Genomic DNA, 15,594 nt, shown 5'->3' on the forward strand with positions numbered 1-15,594 from the left:
CAGGCACTTCAGGCGGTTGAAATCAATTCAGGGCGGGTTCACGACATCGGTCGTGAAGATGGTGCAATGCCTGCCGGGCGAGTTGCGCAAAATAGTGGGCGGCAGGCGCTATCGAAGATTCGTCGGGGGTGAAACCGGCATGATGCAGGCCAAAGTCGCTGGCGCTGCCAATGCTGACAAACGCGCCCGGCACCTGCTGGAGGTAGAAGGCGAAATCTTCCCCACCCAGGTGTAGATCGGCAGTCTGAACCTGATAGCCTACCTGGCGAGCCACCTCACTGCTGAACTGCGCCCAGTTCGCGTCGTTAACCAGTACGGGCGGTCCGGCATGCCAGTGCAGACTGGCCTGAGCGCCATTCGCCAGGGCGATGTTCTCCACCAGCGTGCGAACACGTTTTTCCAGTTCCGCCCGTAGTTGCAGATCGTGGGTGCGGGCCGTACCGCCAAACTCCACCGTTTCCGGCAGCACGTTCCAGGTCTTGCCGCCGTCAACGCGGGTGATACTGAGTACCAGGCTATCGAGCGCATTAAAGCTGCGACTGGTCAGCGCCTGCAGTGCCTGAATGATCTGGCTGGCGACCACGATGGCATCAACGCCCTGCTCGGGATGCGCAGCGTGCGCGCCCTTACCTGTCACGTGGATAACAAACTTGTCGGCATTGGCATAAAACGCCCCGCCACGCGTGGCGAAGGTCCCGCTCGGCAAGCCTGGCTCGTTATGCATGCCAAAAATGGCCTGTACCTGATCCAGCACGCCAGCCTGAATAAACTGCCTGGCACCGCACGCAATCTCTTCGGCTGGCTGAAATAAAATACGCACCCGCCCACGAAGCTGATGTTGCTGAGCCTGCAGTTCGAGCGCCGCCCCAAGCATCACGGCACTGTGTAAATCGTGGCCGCAGGCGTGCATGACTCCCGGCTGGCGAGAGTGAAAACTGACGCCGCTGGCCTCGTGGATAGGCAGCGCATCAATATCGGCACGCAGTGCAATCAGGTTTTCACCGCTGCCGATTTCCGCGACCACGCCGGTTTCCAGTGGATAGTCCAGCAAGCGAATGCCGGCATTCTGAAGCCACTGGCGTAACCGCGCGGTCGTCGCAAACTCCTGGCCGGAGAGTTCGGGCCAGGTATGTAATTCACGTCGCCATTCAATTAACTGTGCTTCGTTCAGACTCATGGTTTACCTCGGCTAACACATCGTGCTCAGGCGGCGACCCACTGATGGGTGGCCAGTAGCTCCAGCGATCGGTAACGCGCGCGGGGATCGGCAATCGGCGTGTCGATAACAAACTCGTCAATGCTGAAGTTGCGCTGCAGGGCCTCCAGTTGGGCGTGGACCTGTGAAGCGGTGCCTTTCAACAGGGACGGCGTACGTGGCTCAATCAGGTAGTCCGTAAAACCGCCCTGACGGACATAACGCTCCGCCTGTTCCAGGCTGGCGACGTTCACGCCTGGCCCGTTTTTGACCTGCACGTGGAAATGCCTGAGATCGGCCACCAGCAGCTCGGCCTCGGCGGGCGAGTCAGCTACGACCACCTGCACCGCCACCAGCGCCCGTTTGCCCTGAGCCTGTTGTGAATAGGCCCGCAGAGATCGCGCCAGAAGCTGACGATCGCCGTTGATATGCGCGGCAAACACGAACTGCCAGCCCAGCCGGGCCGCCAGCCGTGCACTCTCTTCGCTCCCGCCTAACAGAAACCGCTGTGCCGGACGGGCCGGTAACGGCGTCGCGCGCACGGCTTCGTCCTCGTCCCGCGGTCCTGTCTCAGGCTTCAGCCAGCTGTCCAGTTGCGTAAGCTGTTCGTCAAAACTGCCCTTTTCGTCCTGATGGACCCCAAGCTGCAGTGCCCGAGTTGAAAGCGGCAGGCCGCCCGGTGCTTTACCGATGCCCAGATCGATCCTTCCCGGCGCCAGCGACGCCAGTAAATTAAAGTTTTCTGCCACTTTGTAGGGGCTGTAGTGCTGCAGCATCACCCCGCCAGAGCCGATACGAATATGTTGAGTTTGCGCCACCAGCCAGGCGATCAACACCTCAGGTGACGGGCTCGCCAGCTGCTCAATATTGTGGTGTTCAGCCAGCCAAAAGCGGTGATAGCCCCATTTTTCAGCCTGTTTCGCCAGCTGCAACGTGCGCTGGAGCGACGCCGCCGGTGTTTCACCTTCCGCTACGGGGGCTTTGTCTAACAGACTTAACTGATATGCCATTCACCTGTCCTCACTCATTTCCGTTATGGGCCAGTGTGGCGATGAGGATATATTTCGTAAAACAATAAATATGAGAATATGAAGTTAAAAAACGGCAATAGAATTTAAATAATAAAGTAATCAACCGAGGAGATTATTATTTCCGCGCGTAAAACATGATCGCGGAGAAGAGTAAAAAATCGCTCAATCACCATTTGCGTATTTTAACTAAGCTTTGATTAATTCCTTATTTTATCCGCGAAAGATCTCGCCTGATGATGATTCATCAAACTCACGATCTCAGGGCAAAAAAAGCATGGCAAAATTCAGCATGTTATTACACCGTCTCTTTTCAGGTAAACAGGGTTCAGACTGCCAGCACAGCGCAGTAAAAGCGCAGACGGCGCGGGCGGGCTCAGCCTCTGACAGCGCGTTATCCCCCCGCCATCATGTGTCGCGAGATAATAATCAACCTGCCGGTGTGCCGGTTTTATTTACCCATGAAAACGCCCCGACGTTATTACGCGATTACCCCTGGCAACCGAATCATCTTTAATCACCCGTCAGCAGCCTCAGATAAGACGTTGGCCTGTTTAAATAAGGAGACTCATGACGTCATTATTAACGGAACAGCTGGTGCAGTGGCGTCGGGAATTGCACCAGCATCCCGAACTCTCTCATCAGGAGTTTGCCACCACGGAACGTATTACACGCTGGTTAAAGCAGGGTGACATTCGTTTGCTGCCCCTGCCGTTGAAGACCGGCGTGGTGGCGGAAATCGGCCAGGGAGAACCGTTGATCGCCTTTCGCGCCGACATTGATGCCCTTCCCATCGATGAAGGGGTGAACGTACCCTGGCAATCCCAGCGGTCAGGCGTAATGCACGCCTGCGGGCACGATATTCATACCGCGGTGATGCTCGGCGTGGCACATCAGCTTAAGCAACGCGAAGCCACGCTGCCGGGCCGCGTGCGGCTTCTTTTTCAGCCCGCAGAAGAGACGTTTGAAGGGGCCAGCCAGCTGCTTGCCGCAGGCGCGCTGAACGGCGTAAAGGCCATCTTCGGCATGCATAACGCGCCCGATTTGCCGCTGGGCACGCTGCGAACCCGGCCAGGCGCGTTTTACGCCAACGTTGACCGCTTTACGATTCGGGTGCACGGCAAGGGCGCCCATGCCGCACGGCCTCAGGAGGGGATTGACGCTATCGTCATTGCAAGCCACATCGTCACCGCCCTACAGACGCTGCCTGCGCGGGTGTTTAGCGCTCTGGACACAGTCGTTTTGAGCGTCACGCGTTTTACGGCGGGGAACACCTGGAATGTCCTCCCGCAGCAGGTAGAGCTGGAAGGCACGGTCCGCACCCATAATGCAGCGCTACGTCAGCAGATACCTGAGCGTATGACCACGCTGATTCAGGGCCTCGCAGCAGGCTTCGGCGCGCGGGCAGAACTGGAGTGGATAGCAGGGCCGCCTGCCCTGATCAATACGCCAGAATGGGCAGAGGTTGCGCTGGACCAGGCCGCCCAAAGCGGCTATTGCGCGGAAGAGGCTGCAACGCCGCTGATGGGCGGGGAAGATTTTGCTTTTTATCTGCAGCAGGTACCGGGCGCCTTTGTGAATATCGGCAGTGCCAGCGCGTTTGGCCTGCATCATCCAGCTTTTAATCCCGATGAGGCACTGTTGCGGCCTGCTGTCGACTATTTCACCCAGTTGGCACCGCGCGCCCTGAACATCGTGGCGGCACAGTCCGTGCGTGAAAGCGAAACTGTTATATAAAAAATGGCGTCATCTGTGTCTGAACGGCTTGACTGTTATCTGTTCTAATTGCTATCAGTTGAAAGTGAGGGGAACGATGGACGCCATTAAACAGATCTTGATCGACGAAATTAATACGCTCAACCGTGAAGAACGCCGCGATAACCTGCCGCGTTTCAGCTTCTCTTTTTTGAAAAAGCATCCCGGGCTGTGGGCGGTGATGTACCTGTGCTACGGCCTGTGCGTGGCTCTGATTTTTTCCACTGAGATGCTGGGCTGGCCGGCGTTTTGGTTTGCCACCGCTTTTGTGCTGGTGATGAGCTTTCTGATGTTGCTGGACATCAATCCCAAATACCGCTTCGAAGATATCGATGCGCTGGACCTGCGGGTTTGCTACAACGGCGAATGGTATTACGTGCAGCCGGTGCCTGAACAGGCGGTCTCGCGCATTATGTCTTTACCAGATGCGCCAGAGCGCGTGAAAACAGGGATTGATCGTTTGCTGAAACAGAAAGGCGAAGTGGACTTTTACGACGTTTACTACCTGACATGGGGACATCGCCAGGCCGCGCAGGTTTAATCGCCGGCCATTTCCGCCATAATTTCACCCAGCGTAACGACTGCCGCCTCGGCCCGTGAATCCCAGGGCCAGGCGGTATTGAGCCGGAAACAGTGGCTGAACTGTTCACCTGCAGCAAACATCTGCCCCGGCGCAATACTGATGCCTTTCGCCAGCGCCCGCTGGTAAAGCTGCGTGGTGTTGATGCTGTCCGGCAGCGTGACCCATAAAAAATATCCCCCCGCCGCGTCACTTACCGTTGACTGCGCAGGCAGAACCTTTATCAGTGCCTGGCGGGCCAGCTGCTGGCGCTTGACCAGGCTTTGCCGCAGCCGTTTCAGATGATTATCGTAGCGGCGGGTTGCCAGAAAATCGGCCAGCGCCAGCTGCATCGGTGCGCTGGTAGAAAGCGTGCTCATCAGCTGCAGACGTTGAATGCGCTGTGCATGCTGACCTGCCGCCACCCAACCCACCCGAAATCCCGCCACCAGTGATTTTGAAAATGATCCACAGTGCAGCACGTTGCCCTCGCGGTCCCAGGCTTTGGCCGGCAGGGGCGGTGCGCGTTCGTCCCACAGCTCTGCGTACACATCGTCTTCAATAAGCGGCACCTGATGACGGGCCAGTAACGCCACCAGCTGCTGTTTACGCGCGGGCGTCAAGGTAACGCCTAACGGATTTTGCAGGGTCGTCATCAGCCAGCAGGCCTTCACCGGCCAGCGCTGAAGCGCATCCTCAAGCTGCTGTAAATCAATGCCGTTCTGGGCATCGCTCGGAATAGCCAGCGCCTTGAGCTTAAGCCGTTCAATCGCCTGGAGTGCGCCATAAAAGCTGGGCTGCTCAATCACGACATAGTCGCCGGGTTCGGTCAGGGACTGCAGACTGAGGTTCAGCGCCTCCAGCGCACCGCTGGTGATGACGATTTCATCGGGCGATAAGGTCATGCCCTGGCGGGCGTAGCGCTGGGCCAGCAGCTGGCGCAGCGTCGCATTGCCAGGCGGCAGGTTATGTAACGCATCGGTAGGCGTCAGCTGGTGGGAAACGTTCGCCAGCGAGCGCATAAGCTGGCGCTGGGGAAACAAAGCCGGATCGGGAAACGCTGAACCAAACGGCACGATGGCCGGATCGCGCGTGGCCTGCAGGATGTCGAAGACAAAGTCGTTGATATCTACCCGCTCGCTAATGGCCACGCTGAGCGGCGCGGCCGCCAGCGCCCGCGGCGCCACGTAATAGCCGGACTGCGGACGCGAGACGATCCATCCCTGACTTTCCAGCAATTCATAGGCATGCAGCACGGTCATCAGGCTCACCCCCTGCCGGGCGACCTGCTGGCGCAGCGAAGGCAGTCGGGTGCCTGGGGGCCAGATACCGGCTTCTATTTGCTGCTGAATGTCGTCCATTAATCGCTGATATTTCGCCACGGCATGTTGCTCCTGATGCTGAGGCGTCACTTTAGCATGTTGAACATCTGTAACAAAAAAAGCCGTGGCGCTAACACTCCAGTTCAGCGGGTTTGTCTGTTTCTGCGCGGGCAAACACGTCCATCTCTTCAATCCGCTCCGGTGGAAGGGGGCGACCGAGCAGATATCCCTGCAGAGTGTTGCAGCCAAGATCGGTAAGAAACGCCTGCTGTTCAGGCGTTTCGACGCCTTCGGCTACCACTTTTAAATGCAGTGACTGCGCCAGCGCAACGATCGCCGACACAATGGTGGCATCTTCTGACTGATGCTGAAGTTCGTTCACGAAGGCCCGATCGATTTTCAGCTCGCTGGCCGGCAGACGTTTGAGATACAGCAGGCTGGAATAGCCAGTACCAAAGTCATCGATCGACGCTTTGACGCCCAGTTCGGTGAGTTCGGTCAGAATGCGCACACTATCATCAGGATTGCGCATGGCCGTGGTTTCGGTCACCTCCAGCGTTAGCTGCGCGGCCGGAATATGGTGCAGCGCCAGCGCCTGCTTAACGGTATCGACCAGGTTACTCTGCTCAAACTGCATCGCCGACAGGTTTACCGCCACCGACCACTCAGGATGGCCCTGCAGGTGCCACTGGTGCAGTTGGCGGCAGGCCTCATTAATTACCCAGTTACCAATATTGACTATCATGCCGGTTTTTTCCGCCATCGGCAGAAAGCAGTCCGGCGACAGTAAGCCGTGCCTTGGATGCTGCCAGCGCAGCAGCGCCTCGAAGCCCAGAATCGGGCCATGCGGGGCACAGAATTTTGGCTGGTAATACAGGCGCAGCTCATCGTTATCCAGCGCATGCCACAGGTCGTTATTAAGCTGTAGCTGGCTCTGCGCCAGGATATTCATGGACGGCTGGAAGAAGGTGTAACCGTTTCGACCGTTGTTTTTAGTGTGATACATCGCAGCATCGGCATTAAACATTAGCTCGCGTTCATCCTCGCCATCGCCGGGATACACCACGATACCAATGCTTAACGACACCACCAGATCGTAACGGGAAATGGAGAACGGGCGATCGATGGCTTTCACCAGTTGATCGGCCACCGCTGCCGCATCGTTCGGTTCGGTAATTTCAATCAGCAGAACAAACTCATCGCCACCCAGCCGCGCCAGGGTGTAGTAGCCTTTCATCTGCTCACTCATCCTTTCCGTCACGCTGATCAGCAGACTGTCGCCAATATGGTGACCAAAAGCATCGTTTACCGCTTTAAACCCATCAAGATCCATGAACATCAGGGCAAACTGACTGCACTCCCGGTTGGCTTTGTTAATGGCCTGTTCAAGACGATCTTCCAACAGGATACGGTTGGGCAGTCGGGTCAGGTTATCGTGCAGCGCCAGCTGTGCCAGCTCACGATTGGCTTCCGCCAGCGAACTGGCCAGGATCGACGTTCGGGCCTGCATACGCGCATCCAGCATGGAAACCAGTAGTGTAATGCCGAGAATGGCAAGGGTCACCACGGTCACAACCATGGCTAACCAGTTGCTGTTAACGCCAGCGTCCATGCTATGGCTGCCCGCAGGGAATTCAGCCGCCATCATGCCGGTGTAGTGCATGCCGGCAATCGCGGCGCCCATCACCACCGAGGCGCACACTCGCAGAGTCGCGACGCGTCCCTCATGCCCTTCCCGTAGTTTAAATGCCAGCCACAGTGCGGCAACGGAGGCAGCCAGCGCAATGATCACCGATATCAGCACCCAGCCCCAGTTCCAGACGATCCCCTGCGACAGCATCAGCGCGGCCATGCCGGTATAGTGCATGGCTACAATGCCCGAGCCCAGCACGATGGCTCCGCCGGCTAAGCGCGGCAGGGGCAACTCCCCATGACAGACCAGCCACAGCGCGAATATTGAGGCGCACACCGCAATACCGGCAGACAGCGCCGTCAGCCGGGCGTCGTAACTCATCATCATGTCCAGATCCATAGACAGCATGCCGATGAAGTGCATTGCCCAAATGCCGATGCCCATGGCAAAGCCGCCGCCAAGCAGCCATACGAGCGCCACTTTACCGGTTGAGGTCGCCACGCGTTCCGCCATATCCAGCGCAGTAAATGAAGCCAGCATCGCCACCAATACCGAAATGACGACAATAAATGCGTTATAAGAGGCCACTAACATAGGGTTTTCCGAACAGCGCCGAATACGCAGCTGTAATAATGGAGTTGAAAAAGATCTTTTGCCTTGTTTACCGTTTATCGGCGCAGAAAAATACTAACTTAGGCTTTTTTAATAGAAGATATCGATGCTTCCGAGCGTCAGGATCAATCAATCCTCATTACAGGCAAAATACATGATAGTCATGCAGCGCGATTTTGCCCGGACGGCTGGGGTGCCGCTTTCCCTTCTCCGCTATCCGCCCATGCGTCTCAGTGACATAGAGCCACCTAAAAACGAGACTTTTTCAAGAACTTAACAGGCGAAAACACCCCAATACTTTCCTTGACGTTCGCCCGTAACCGAAGCGTTTCGGTGAGCGTTTCAGACCGGTGCGAAAACATATCATCGAAACCGAAAGTGGGATAGAGGGCCGGCAGTTTCGCCTTTTTTATTTTCATGCATTAACGGGCGAGGCAGATGAAGGGGGCTAATGTAACAAAATAATAAAAATTTTTACGCGGAGTTTCGCCACAGCGCATAAGCTGATGTATAGTAAAAAAAACTAATATAAAACGTTCAACCCGATGACGCGGTTATCGTCAAAAACGCTGGCAGGATGCTAATAACTTACAGCAAGATTCTAATTTTTCTGGTTTTTTTGTATTACGCCATCAGGTGAAAAAGCACTGATCCTCAATAATCGGTAAGGAATGGTTATGAAATTCAAGCTTTTTCTGTTCGTTGTCGGGTTGACTACGGCGCTGCCTTCCACGACGTTTGCTGCCACCACCACGGGTGCGATTAACGCGACGCTAACATTAACCACGGGTTGTCTGGTGAACGGGCAGTCCGCCACCACTGGCGTAAATTTCGGTTCGTTAAACTTTGGCAGCAGTGCCGCGACCTTCGATACCCTGAATGCCACCTTAGTGGGCGCGGCGGGTAACGGTATCTACGTGCGCTGCACAACCGGTCAAACCTTTAACGTCCAGGTGACCAGCAGCAATGCGGCACCGGGAACCGTCTACGGCACCGTGTCATCCGCTCCACGCTACCTGGTGCTGGGGGCGGATAATACCCAGGGCATCGCTTATACCCTCTATAGTGACGCCTCCTTTAGCACCGCCATCGCAAATAACACCAATATTGCGCCCAGCGGCACCACCGATCCGACGCTTGGTACCAATTACGCCATCTACGGGCGCGTCGTGGGCGGCGGCTTTAACCCTGTGATACCGGCCGGGACTTACACCGATACGATTAACGTCGCCGTGAACTATTGAGTGCTCGTGTTTGAGTAGCGACAGATGACGGCAAAGTGGTCACCTGTTTCAGTCACCGTTGGCGGGCTGCTGCTGTGGGTGAGTGGTAATGGGTGGGGCATCACGACCAGCTCCACCACATTCCAGGTGTCAGCGTCAATCGTTGCGGGTTGCGTGGTCTCAGGCACGAATACGGGGATCTTTGGCACGCTTAATTTTGGTACCCAGTCGGGGTTGGCCACGAACAGCGTTAGCGCCAGCTATGTACAAAGTTCCACGATTAACCTTGCCTGCACACCGGGCACCACGCTGAGCATGACCATCAATGGCGGCAGTAACTATACCTCGACCCGTAATCTGAAGCTGGCTAACAACACCAACACGGTTCCCTATTACCTCTACAGCAATGCTGCACGTACCACGCCGATTCCGGTGAACACGGCAGTGCCGTTGAGCTACAGCAATGCGAATAACATCACGTTACCAATATATGGCTCGCTGCAGTTACCCGGCCCGACGCGCGCCGGGGTTTATTCGGACACCCTCAGCGTCACGCTGACCTGGTGATAAAAGGACAAAGGAGCTTTACCATGCCATCCCTGCGCGCCCTGTTTTTTCTGTTCACATTTCTGCTGTTGCCTCAGGCTCAGGGCGCTAACTCCGTCATGATTTGGCCCATCGATCCGGCGATTAACCCGGAGGACAAAGCCAGCGAGCTGTGGCTGGAAAACCGTGGCAGCACCACCACCCTGATGCAGGTGCGCATCTTCGCCTGGCAGCAGACGCACAATCAGGAGCAGTATCAGACCCAGCAGCAGGTTGTCGCCAGCCCGCCGCTGATACGCATCGAACCCGGGCAAAAGCAGCTCGTTCGCCTGATTAAACAAGTCCCGCCCGTGGCAGGTAAAGAGATGGCCTACCGCGTCGTGCTGGATGAGATCCCCACCCCACGGTCGGTCGGCGATAATCAGGCCGGACTGAATTTTCAGATGCGCTATTCGGTTCCCCTGTTTGTCTACGGCAACGGACTGGTTCGCGATGACGCCAGGTCTGTACTGAGCTGGCGCCAGGTCAACACTGGCGGTCAGCGCTATCTGGAGCTGACTAATCGCGGTAACGGCCACGCACGTCTCAGTAATGTCACCGTGGGCGGTCAGCGACTCGGAAACGGACTTTACGGTTATGTGCTGGCTAACAGCACCCAGCGTTTTCCTCTGAGAGCCGCGGTCAGCGGTGAACTGCGCGCAGAAACCAATCACGGGCAGTGGCGCAGCGCTGCGGCTCAGTAAAGTGTAATGATGCCGTTTTCGCCGCATCCCGTTGCGCTGGCCATCGCGGGGCTGTGCTGCCTGATACCCGGTTCTGTCTGGGCTGAAACCTTTACGTCGCTCCCGCCGCCGCCCGCAGTGGACAACAGCGCCGCCGGTCAGCGCTACATGTTAGAGCTGGTGGTGAATCAGCAGGCACGGGGCGATATCGTGCCGGTAGAGCAACAAAACGGCCACTTTCTGGTGCGGGCAGGCGATCTGCAGCGTGCGGGGATCCCGCCGGAAAAGTATCAGGGACAACAACAGGTTGATGTTAATCAGCTCGCAGAGGTGAAAGTGGACTATGACGATCGTCGCCAGCGCCTGCTGCTGACGGTACCGCCCGGCTGGCTGCCCGAACAGACGATTGGTGAGAGCAACACCGGACCGCGCTTTCCCGGACGCGTCAGCCCTGGGGCGCTGATAAATTACGATCTCTACGCCACGCGCACCGACGTTGCGGGTACACGTCTGGCGGCCTGGAACGAACTGCGCCTGTTTGGTGATGCCGGACACATCTCCAGCAACGGCGTCTGGCAACAGCAGCTGGAAGGACAAAATCGCTACCAGGATGATGGCTATATCCGCTACGACACCTGGTGGAGCAATGAAAACGAAAACGCCATCCTGAGCTGGCGGGTCGGCGACCTCACGACCGATGCGCTGGCATGGACCAGCAGCGTCCGGCTTGGCGGCATTCAGGTTGCGCGGGACTTCAGCGTACGTCCGGATCTGGTGACCTATCCCCTGCCCGCGTTTTCCGGTCAGGCGGCGGTGCCCTCAACGGTCGATCTGTTTGTTAACGGCTACCGCTCCACTCAGGCCAACGTTCAGCCCGGTCCCTGGTCGCTCACGAACGTGCCCTTTGTAAACGGCGCGGGCAACGCGGTGATTACCACCACGGATGCCGTCGGGCGTCAGGTGGTCACCACGCTGCCGTTTTATGTTTCCAGTAATCTGCTTAAGCCGGGCCTGTCCGATTACGCCTTTTCCGCCGGTGCGATGCGGCAAAACTACGGCATTAAAAACGCGGATTACGGTGCGGCGGCGATGAGCGGCTCATGGCGCTATGGCATGACAGACTGGCTCACCCTGGAAACCCATGGGGAGGGCAGTAACCACCTGGGCATGGGCGGAGCAGGCGCGCAGTTTAAAGTGGGCAGTTGGGGCGTGATCAATGGCGCAGCCGCGCAGAGTCAAATGGACGGGCAGTCTGGCGCGCAGTACAGCTGGGGCTATCAGTACAACAACAGTCGCTTTAGCCTGGGTACGCAGCACCAGGTGCGCAATGCCGGCTTTGGTAATCTGGCCCTGCTGAGCAACCAGCGCAACGGCGGTTCGGATTACCGTTACAGCCTGGCGCGGCGAACGGCGCAGTACAGCGCCAGCATATCGCTCAACCGTTATGGCAGCCTGGGTGCAGCCTATATTGATATTTCCGGCGGCGATAACCAGCGCACCAGCCTGTGGAACCTCTCCTGGAGTAAAAACCTGTGGGGCAATGCCAGCCTGTACGTTTCCGCCAGCCGTGACAGGCAACAGGGCGAATGGAGCGGCGCCGTCTCGCTGGTCATTCCGTTTGGTGAAAACAGCAATGCCTCACTGAGCGTTGAGCGCGATCAGCAAGGTCGACACAATCAACGGGCTTATCTGTCCCGCGCCATGCCCAGCGACGGCGGTTTTGCCTGGGACGCCTCCTGGGCCAACCAGGGCGGGAATAGCGGTGATTACCGGCAGGGCAGCCTGCGCTACCGTAACAATAAAATCGATACGTCTGGCGGATTCTACGGGGATGATGACAACACTACGCAGTGGGCAGATTTATCCGGCGCGCTGGTGTTAATGGATAACCAGGCCTTTGCCGCAAACACGATCAATGATGCCTTTGTGGTGGTGAAAACCAACTACCCGGACGTCAATGTCCGCTATGAAAACCAGTCGATGGGACGTACCGACAGCAAGGGCTATCTGCTGGTGCCCTCCATCAGCAGCTATTACGCGGCCAAATACGATATCGATACGCTCGACCTGCCCGCCGACATGACCACGCCCAAAGTCGAGCAGCGTTTTGCCGTGAAGCGCCAGAGTGGATTTTTGCTGAATTTTCCGGTTGAGCGTTTACGCGCCGCCAGCGTGATTCTGTATGACAGCCATAACCAGCCGTTGCCGGTATCCAGCCAGGTGATCCGTCCCGGCCAGGCAACGGGCTACGTTGGCTGGGACGGTATCGCCTGGCTGGACGATCTCAGCGAACACAACCCAATTAAGGTCATCGCTCCTGACGGCCGAACCTGTAAAACCGAACTGACCCTGGCGGGTGGCCAGCCGCAGGCATTGAAAACCTACGGTCCGCTGACCTGTCCCCTGCCGCCGCTGCCCGACGGCGCACCGGTACCCAACCCCGAAAACGCGACAGCCGGAATAACACCATGAAAAACCTGATGCTGCTTTGCCTGCTGCTGCTACCCTCGCTGGGCTATGCCGCCTGTACCCTTCCCGCGTCCAGCGCCAGCTTTGGCACACAAACCACGTTTGTTGCTAATAACAGCGTCAGCACGACCTCCACCAACGCTAACGTTAACTGCGGATCAGGCACGGCCCTGACTCTGCTGAGTAATAATCAGATTACGTTTCAGCTGACCAGCGCCAGCAACACCAACGGCACGCGCGGCACGCTCAAGCGAAGCGGCGATACCGGTAGCGACAATATTCCGGTGCGGCTGTGTACCGACAGCGCCTGCGCTAATGAGCTGACCATTGGCGGATCGGCTTTTGTGTATAACTCGGCCACATTGATCAACCTGGCGGGATTACTCGGCAGCCTGAACTTCGCGATTCCGGTGTATTTACGCACCGTCGCCGGGCAAACCGTGGCGGCGGGCAGCTATACGCTCACCCTGAACATGACCGTCACCTATAACATCTGCACCTCTGTTTCCGCCCTGGGCGCTTGTCTGACCCCGCAGACCGGCAGCGGCGTGATCCCCATTACCGTGACCGTCGTTCTGAGCAATGACTGTACAGCGATTACCGCCCCCAACATTAGCTTTGGCAGCGCGCCGCTGGTCGCCAGCTTTGGGGCAATTTCGCAAACCATCAGTGTGTTATGCAGTAAAGGCAGTACCTATACCGTGGGCTTAAGCAATGGCAACAACGCATCAGGCAGCGTGCGGAATATGGCGAGCGGAACCAACCGTTTGAGTTACGAAATCTACAAAGGAACCAGTAGCGATCGCTGGGGGCCGAGTGGCACAGAACGGGTAGGCAGTGCGGCGGCCAATACCGTCAGCACCGATGGACTGTCGCGCAGCTATAACTACACTGCGCGCGTCCTCACCACACAAAACACGCCGCCTGCGGGAAACTACAGCGACAGCGTGGTGGTGGATATTGCGTTTTAAAGGGATGTGCTGACCGGCGTGCTGCCGTGACGAGCGCGATACTGCTTAACCATGCGACCAATGAGCAGCGTACCAAACAGGCCACAGACGGCCGCAAAGGTCAGCCACACGCCCGGCATCGCCTTGTCACCTGTGGCGTGAATCAGATAGCTGGATACTGCTGGCGTAAAGCCGCCAAACAGCGCCGTTGCCAGGCTGTAGGCCATAGAGAAGCCCGCGGCGCGCACTTCCGCTGGCATAATTTCCGCCAGATAAACCACCATGGCGCCGTTATAGCTTGCGTAGAGAAAGGAGAGCCATAATTCCGCCTCGACCAGATGCGCGAAGCTGGGCGAGCCCACCATCCAGTGCAGCACCGGCCAGGCGGTGGCAATCATCAGCACGGTAAACGTCAGCAGCAGCGGGCGACGACCTATGCGATCGGAGAGCGCGCCCATCACCGGTAGCCAGAACAGGTTCGAAATCCCGACAAACAGCGTCACCATAAACGCCTGGGTGTCGCTCATCATCAACACCGTTTTGCCGAAGGTGGGCGTAAAGGCGGTAATCATATAGAACATCACGGTGGTAGTGACGACCATCAGCATACCTGCCAGCACCAGCGCCCAGTTGCTGGCCACCGAACGCATAATTTCGGTCATGGCCGGGTGGTGTTTACGCTGACTGAAGGCTTCGGTTTCTTCCAGCATACGGCGGATATAAAACAGGAAGGGCACGATCAGGCAGCCCACCACGAAGGGAATGCGCCAGCCCCACTCGGTGACGTCATCATGAGAAAGCAGATGGTTCAGGCCCAGTCCCAGCAGCGCAGCGAATATCACCGCAATCTGCTGACTTCCGGATTGCCAGCTGACAAAGAAGCCTTTGCGGCCTTTCGGTGCGACTTCGGCCAGATAGACCGACACGCCACCCAGTTCCACACCGGCTGAAAAGCCCTGCAGCAAACGCCCCAGCAGAATCAGAACCGGTGCCGCCGCGCCCAGCGTGGCATAACCCGGTACCAGTGCAATCGTGAGCGTGCCCAGCGCCATCAGGCCAAGCGTTAACAGTAGCCCTTTGCGACGACCATGGTGGTCGATGTAAGCCCCCAGAATAATGGCCCCCAGCGGACGCATCAGGAAGCCCGCACCGAAGGTCATCAACGTCAGCATCAGGGAAGAGAACGGATCGTCACCGGGAAAGAAGGTTTTGGCGATGGCCGTGGCGTAGTAGCCAAACACCATGAAATCGTACATCTCAAGGAAGTTACCACTGGTAACGTTGAAAATGGTTCTGGCCGCGCTGGCTGGCGGCTTTTGTAAAGTTTCACTCGGGTTCATCACGGCTTCCTTGGTTTTTTATCCGTTTTAGCCTGCGACAAGCCAGATTAATGTGACACCGATCACCATTGCAGTTTACAAGTCTATAAGTTTCCGTAACAAGAAATTAACAGGAGAGTTACAGCAGCATCTTTGCCTGTTATCAGGCGGAATGAGCAGAAGAAGATTCTGTGAAAACAGACATAAAAAAAGCGCGGCGGAATGCGCGCTTTTTAGCCGTGATAGCGTATTGACGAGGCG

The 15,594-nt window shown here is 57.1% G+C and carries 13 protein-coding genes; 8 read left to right on the top strand and 5 right to left on the bottom strand.

The window, feature by feature from the left end; translation table 11 throughout:
* Window positions 1-22: 22 nt before the first annotated feature.
* Complete coding sequence (locus NYE92_RS11375; protein ID WP_014605053.1) at window positions 23-1,177, bottom strand: amidohydrolase; 1,155 nt, start codon at window positions 1,175-1,177, stop codon at window positions 23-25.
* Between the two features lie 26 nt (window positions 1,178-1,203).
* Window positions 1,204-2,205: an LLM class flavin-dependent oxidoreductase gene (locus NYE92_RS11380; RefSeq protein WP_013027195.1), complete on the bottom strand. Its 1,002-nt coding sequence runs from the start codon at window positions 2,203-2,205 to the stop codon at window positions 1,204-1,206.
* Window positions 2,206-2,500: 295 nt separating this feature from the next.
* On the opposite strand from NYE92_RS11380, the gene NYE92_RS11385 reads away from it, so the two are divergent.
* The 3 genes from NYE92_RS11385 (at window position 2,501) to NYE92_RS11395 (ending at window position 4,519) form a co-directional block, all read left to right on the top strand.
* On the top strand, window positions 2,501-2,740 hold the full coding sequence (locus NYE92_RS11385; protein ID WP_022623165.1) for a hypothetical protein: 240 nt from the start codon (window positions 2,501-2,503) through the stop codon (window positions 2,738-2,740).
* A 53-nt stretch (window positions 2,741-2,793) separates the two neighbouring features.
* Entirely contained in the window at window positions 2,794-3,960 is a 1,167-nt protein-coding gene (locus NYE92_RS11390; protein ID WP_013027197.1) for an amidohydrolase, read from the top strand.
* Between the two features lie 76 nt (window positions 3,961-4,036).
* On the top strand, window positions 4,037-4,519 hold the full coding sequence (locus NYE92_RS11395) for a YlaC family protein (protein ID WP_014594608.1): 483 nt from the start codon (window positions 4,037-4,039) through the stop codon (window positions 4,517-4,519).
* Here the strand turns inward: NYE92_RS11395 and NYE92_RS11400 are convergent.
* On the bottom strand, window positions 4,516-5,919 hold the full coding sequence (locus tag NYE92_RS11400) for a PLP-dependent aminotransferase family protein (RefSeq protein ID WP_024471042.1): 1,404 nt from the start codon (window positions 5,917-5,919) through the stop codon (window positions 4,516-4,518). The two genes, NYE92_RS11395 and NYE92_RS11400, sit on opposite strands and share 4 nt — an antisense overlap.
* A gap of 70 nt (window positions 5,920-5,989) precedes the next feature.
* Window positions 5,990-8,086 (bottom strand): bifunctional diguanylate cyclase/phosphodiesterase, encoded by a 2,097-nt coding sequence (locus tag NYE92_RS11405; RefSeq protein WP_259019011.1) that lies wholly within the window; start codon window positions 8,084-8,086, stop codon window positions 5,990-5,992.
* A gap of 695 nt (window positions 8,087-8,781) precedes the next feature.
* On the opposite strand from NYE92_RS11405, the gene NYE92_RS11410 reads away from it, so the two are divergent.
* From NYE92_RS11410 to NYE92_RS11430, 5 genes are read left to right on the top strand one after another with little or no spacing between them, the layout of a single operon-like run.
* Window positions 8,782-9,348, top strand: coding sequence for a spore coat U domain-containing protein (locus NYE92_RS11410; protein WP_259019012.1), 567 nt, complete (start codon window positions 8,782-8,784; stop codon window positions 9,346-9,348).
* A 24-nt stretch (window positions 9,349-9,372) separates the two neighbouring features.
* A complete protein-coding gene (locus tag NYE92_RS11415) occupies window positions 9,373-9,894 on the top strand; it encodes a spore coat U domain-containing protein (RefSeq protein WP_013027201.1) in 522 nt (173 codons plus the stop codon).
* Window positions 9,895-9,917: 23 nt separating this feature from the next.
* The gene (locus NYE92_RS11420) at window positions 9,918-10,616 is read left to right on the top strand and encodes a molecular chaperone (protein WP_072139050.1); all 699 of its coding nucleotides are present in this window, start codon (window positions 9,918-9,920) and stop codon (window positions 10,614-10,616) included.
* Window positions 10,617-10,622: 6 nt separating this feature from the next.
* Window positions 10,623-13,067, top strand: a complete 2,445-nt coding sequence (locus tag NYE92_RS11425; protein WP_081015287.1) for a fimbria/pilus outer membrane usher protein — start codon at window positions 10,623-10,625, stop codon at window positions 13,065-13,067.
* The gene (locus NYE92_RS11430; RefSeq protein ID WP_022623171.1) at window positions 13,064-14,035 is read left to right on the top strand and encodes a spore coat U domain-containing protein; all 972 of its coding nucleotides are present in this window, start codon (window positions 13,064-13,066) and stop codon (window positions 14,033-14,035) included. Before NYE92_RS11425 ends, NYE92_RS11430 begins: the two co-directional genes overlap by 4 nt.
* Here NYE92_RS11430 and NYE92_RS11435 read toward each other — a convergent pair.
* A complete protein-coding gene (locus NYE92_RS11435) occupies window positions 14,032-15,354 on the bottom strand; it encodes an MFS transporter (RefSeq protein ID WP_014594614.1) in 1,323 nt (440 codons plus the stop codon). The genes NYE92_RS11430 and NYE92_RS11435 overlap by 4 nt on opposite strands.
* Window positions 15,355-15,594 lie beyond the last annotated feature (240 nt).

Origin of the sequence: Pantoea sp. B566 (assembly GCF_024793925.1) — a bacterium.
In the GTDB taxonomy this organism is placed as follows: domain Bacteria; phylum Pseudomonadota; class Gammaproteobacteria; order Enterobacterales; family Enterobacteriaceae; genus Pantoea; species Pantoea ananatis.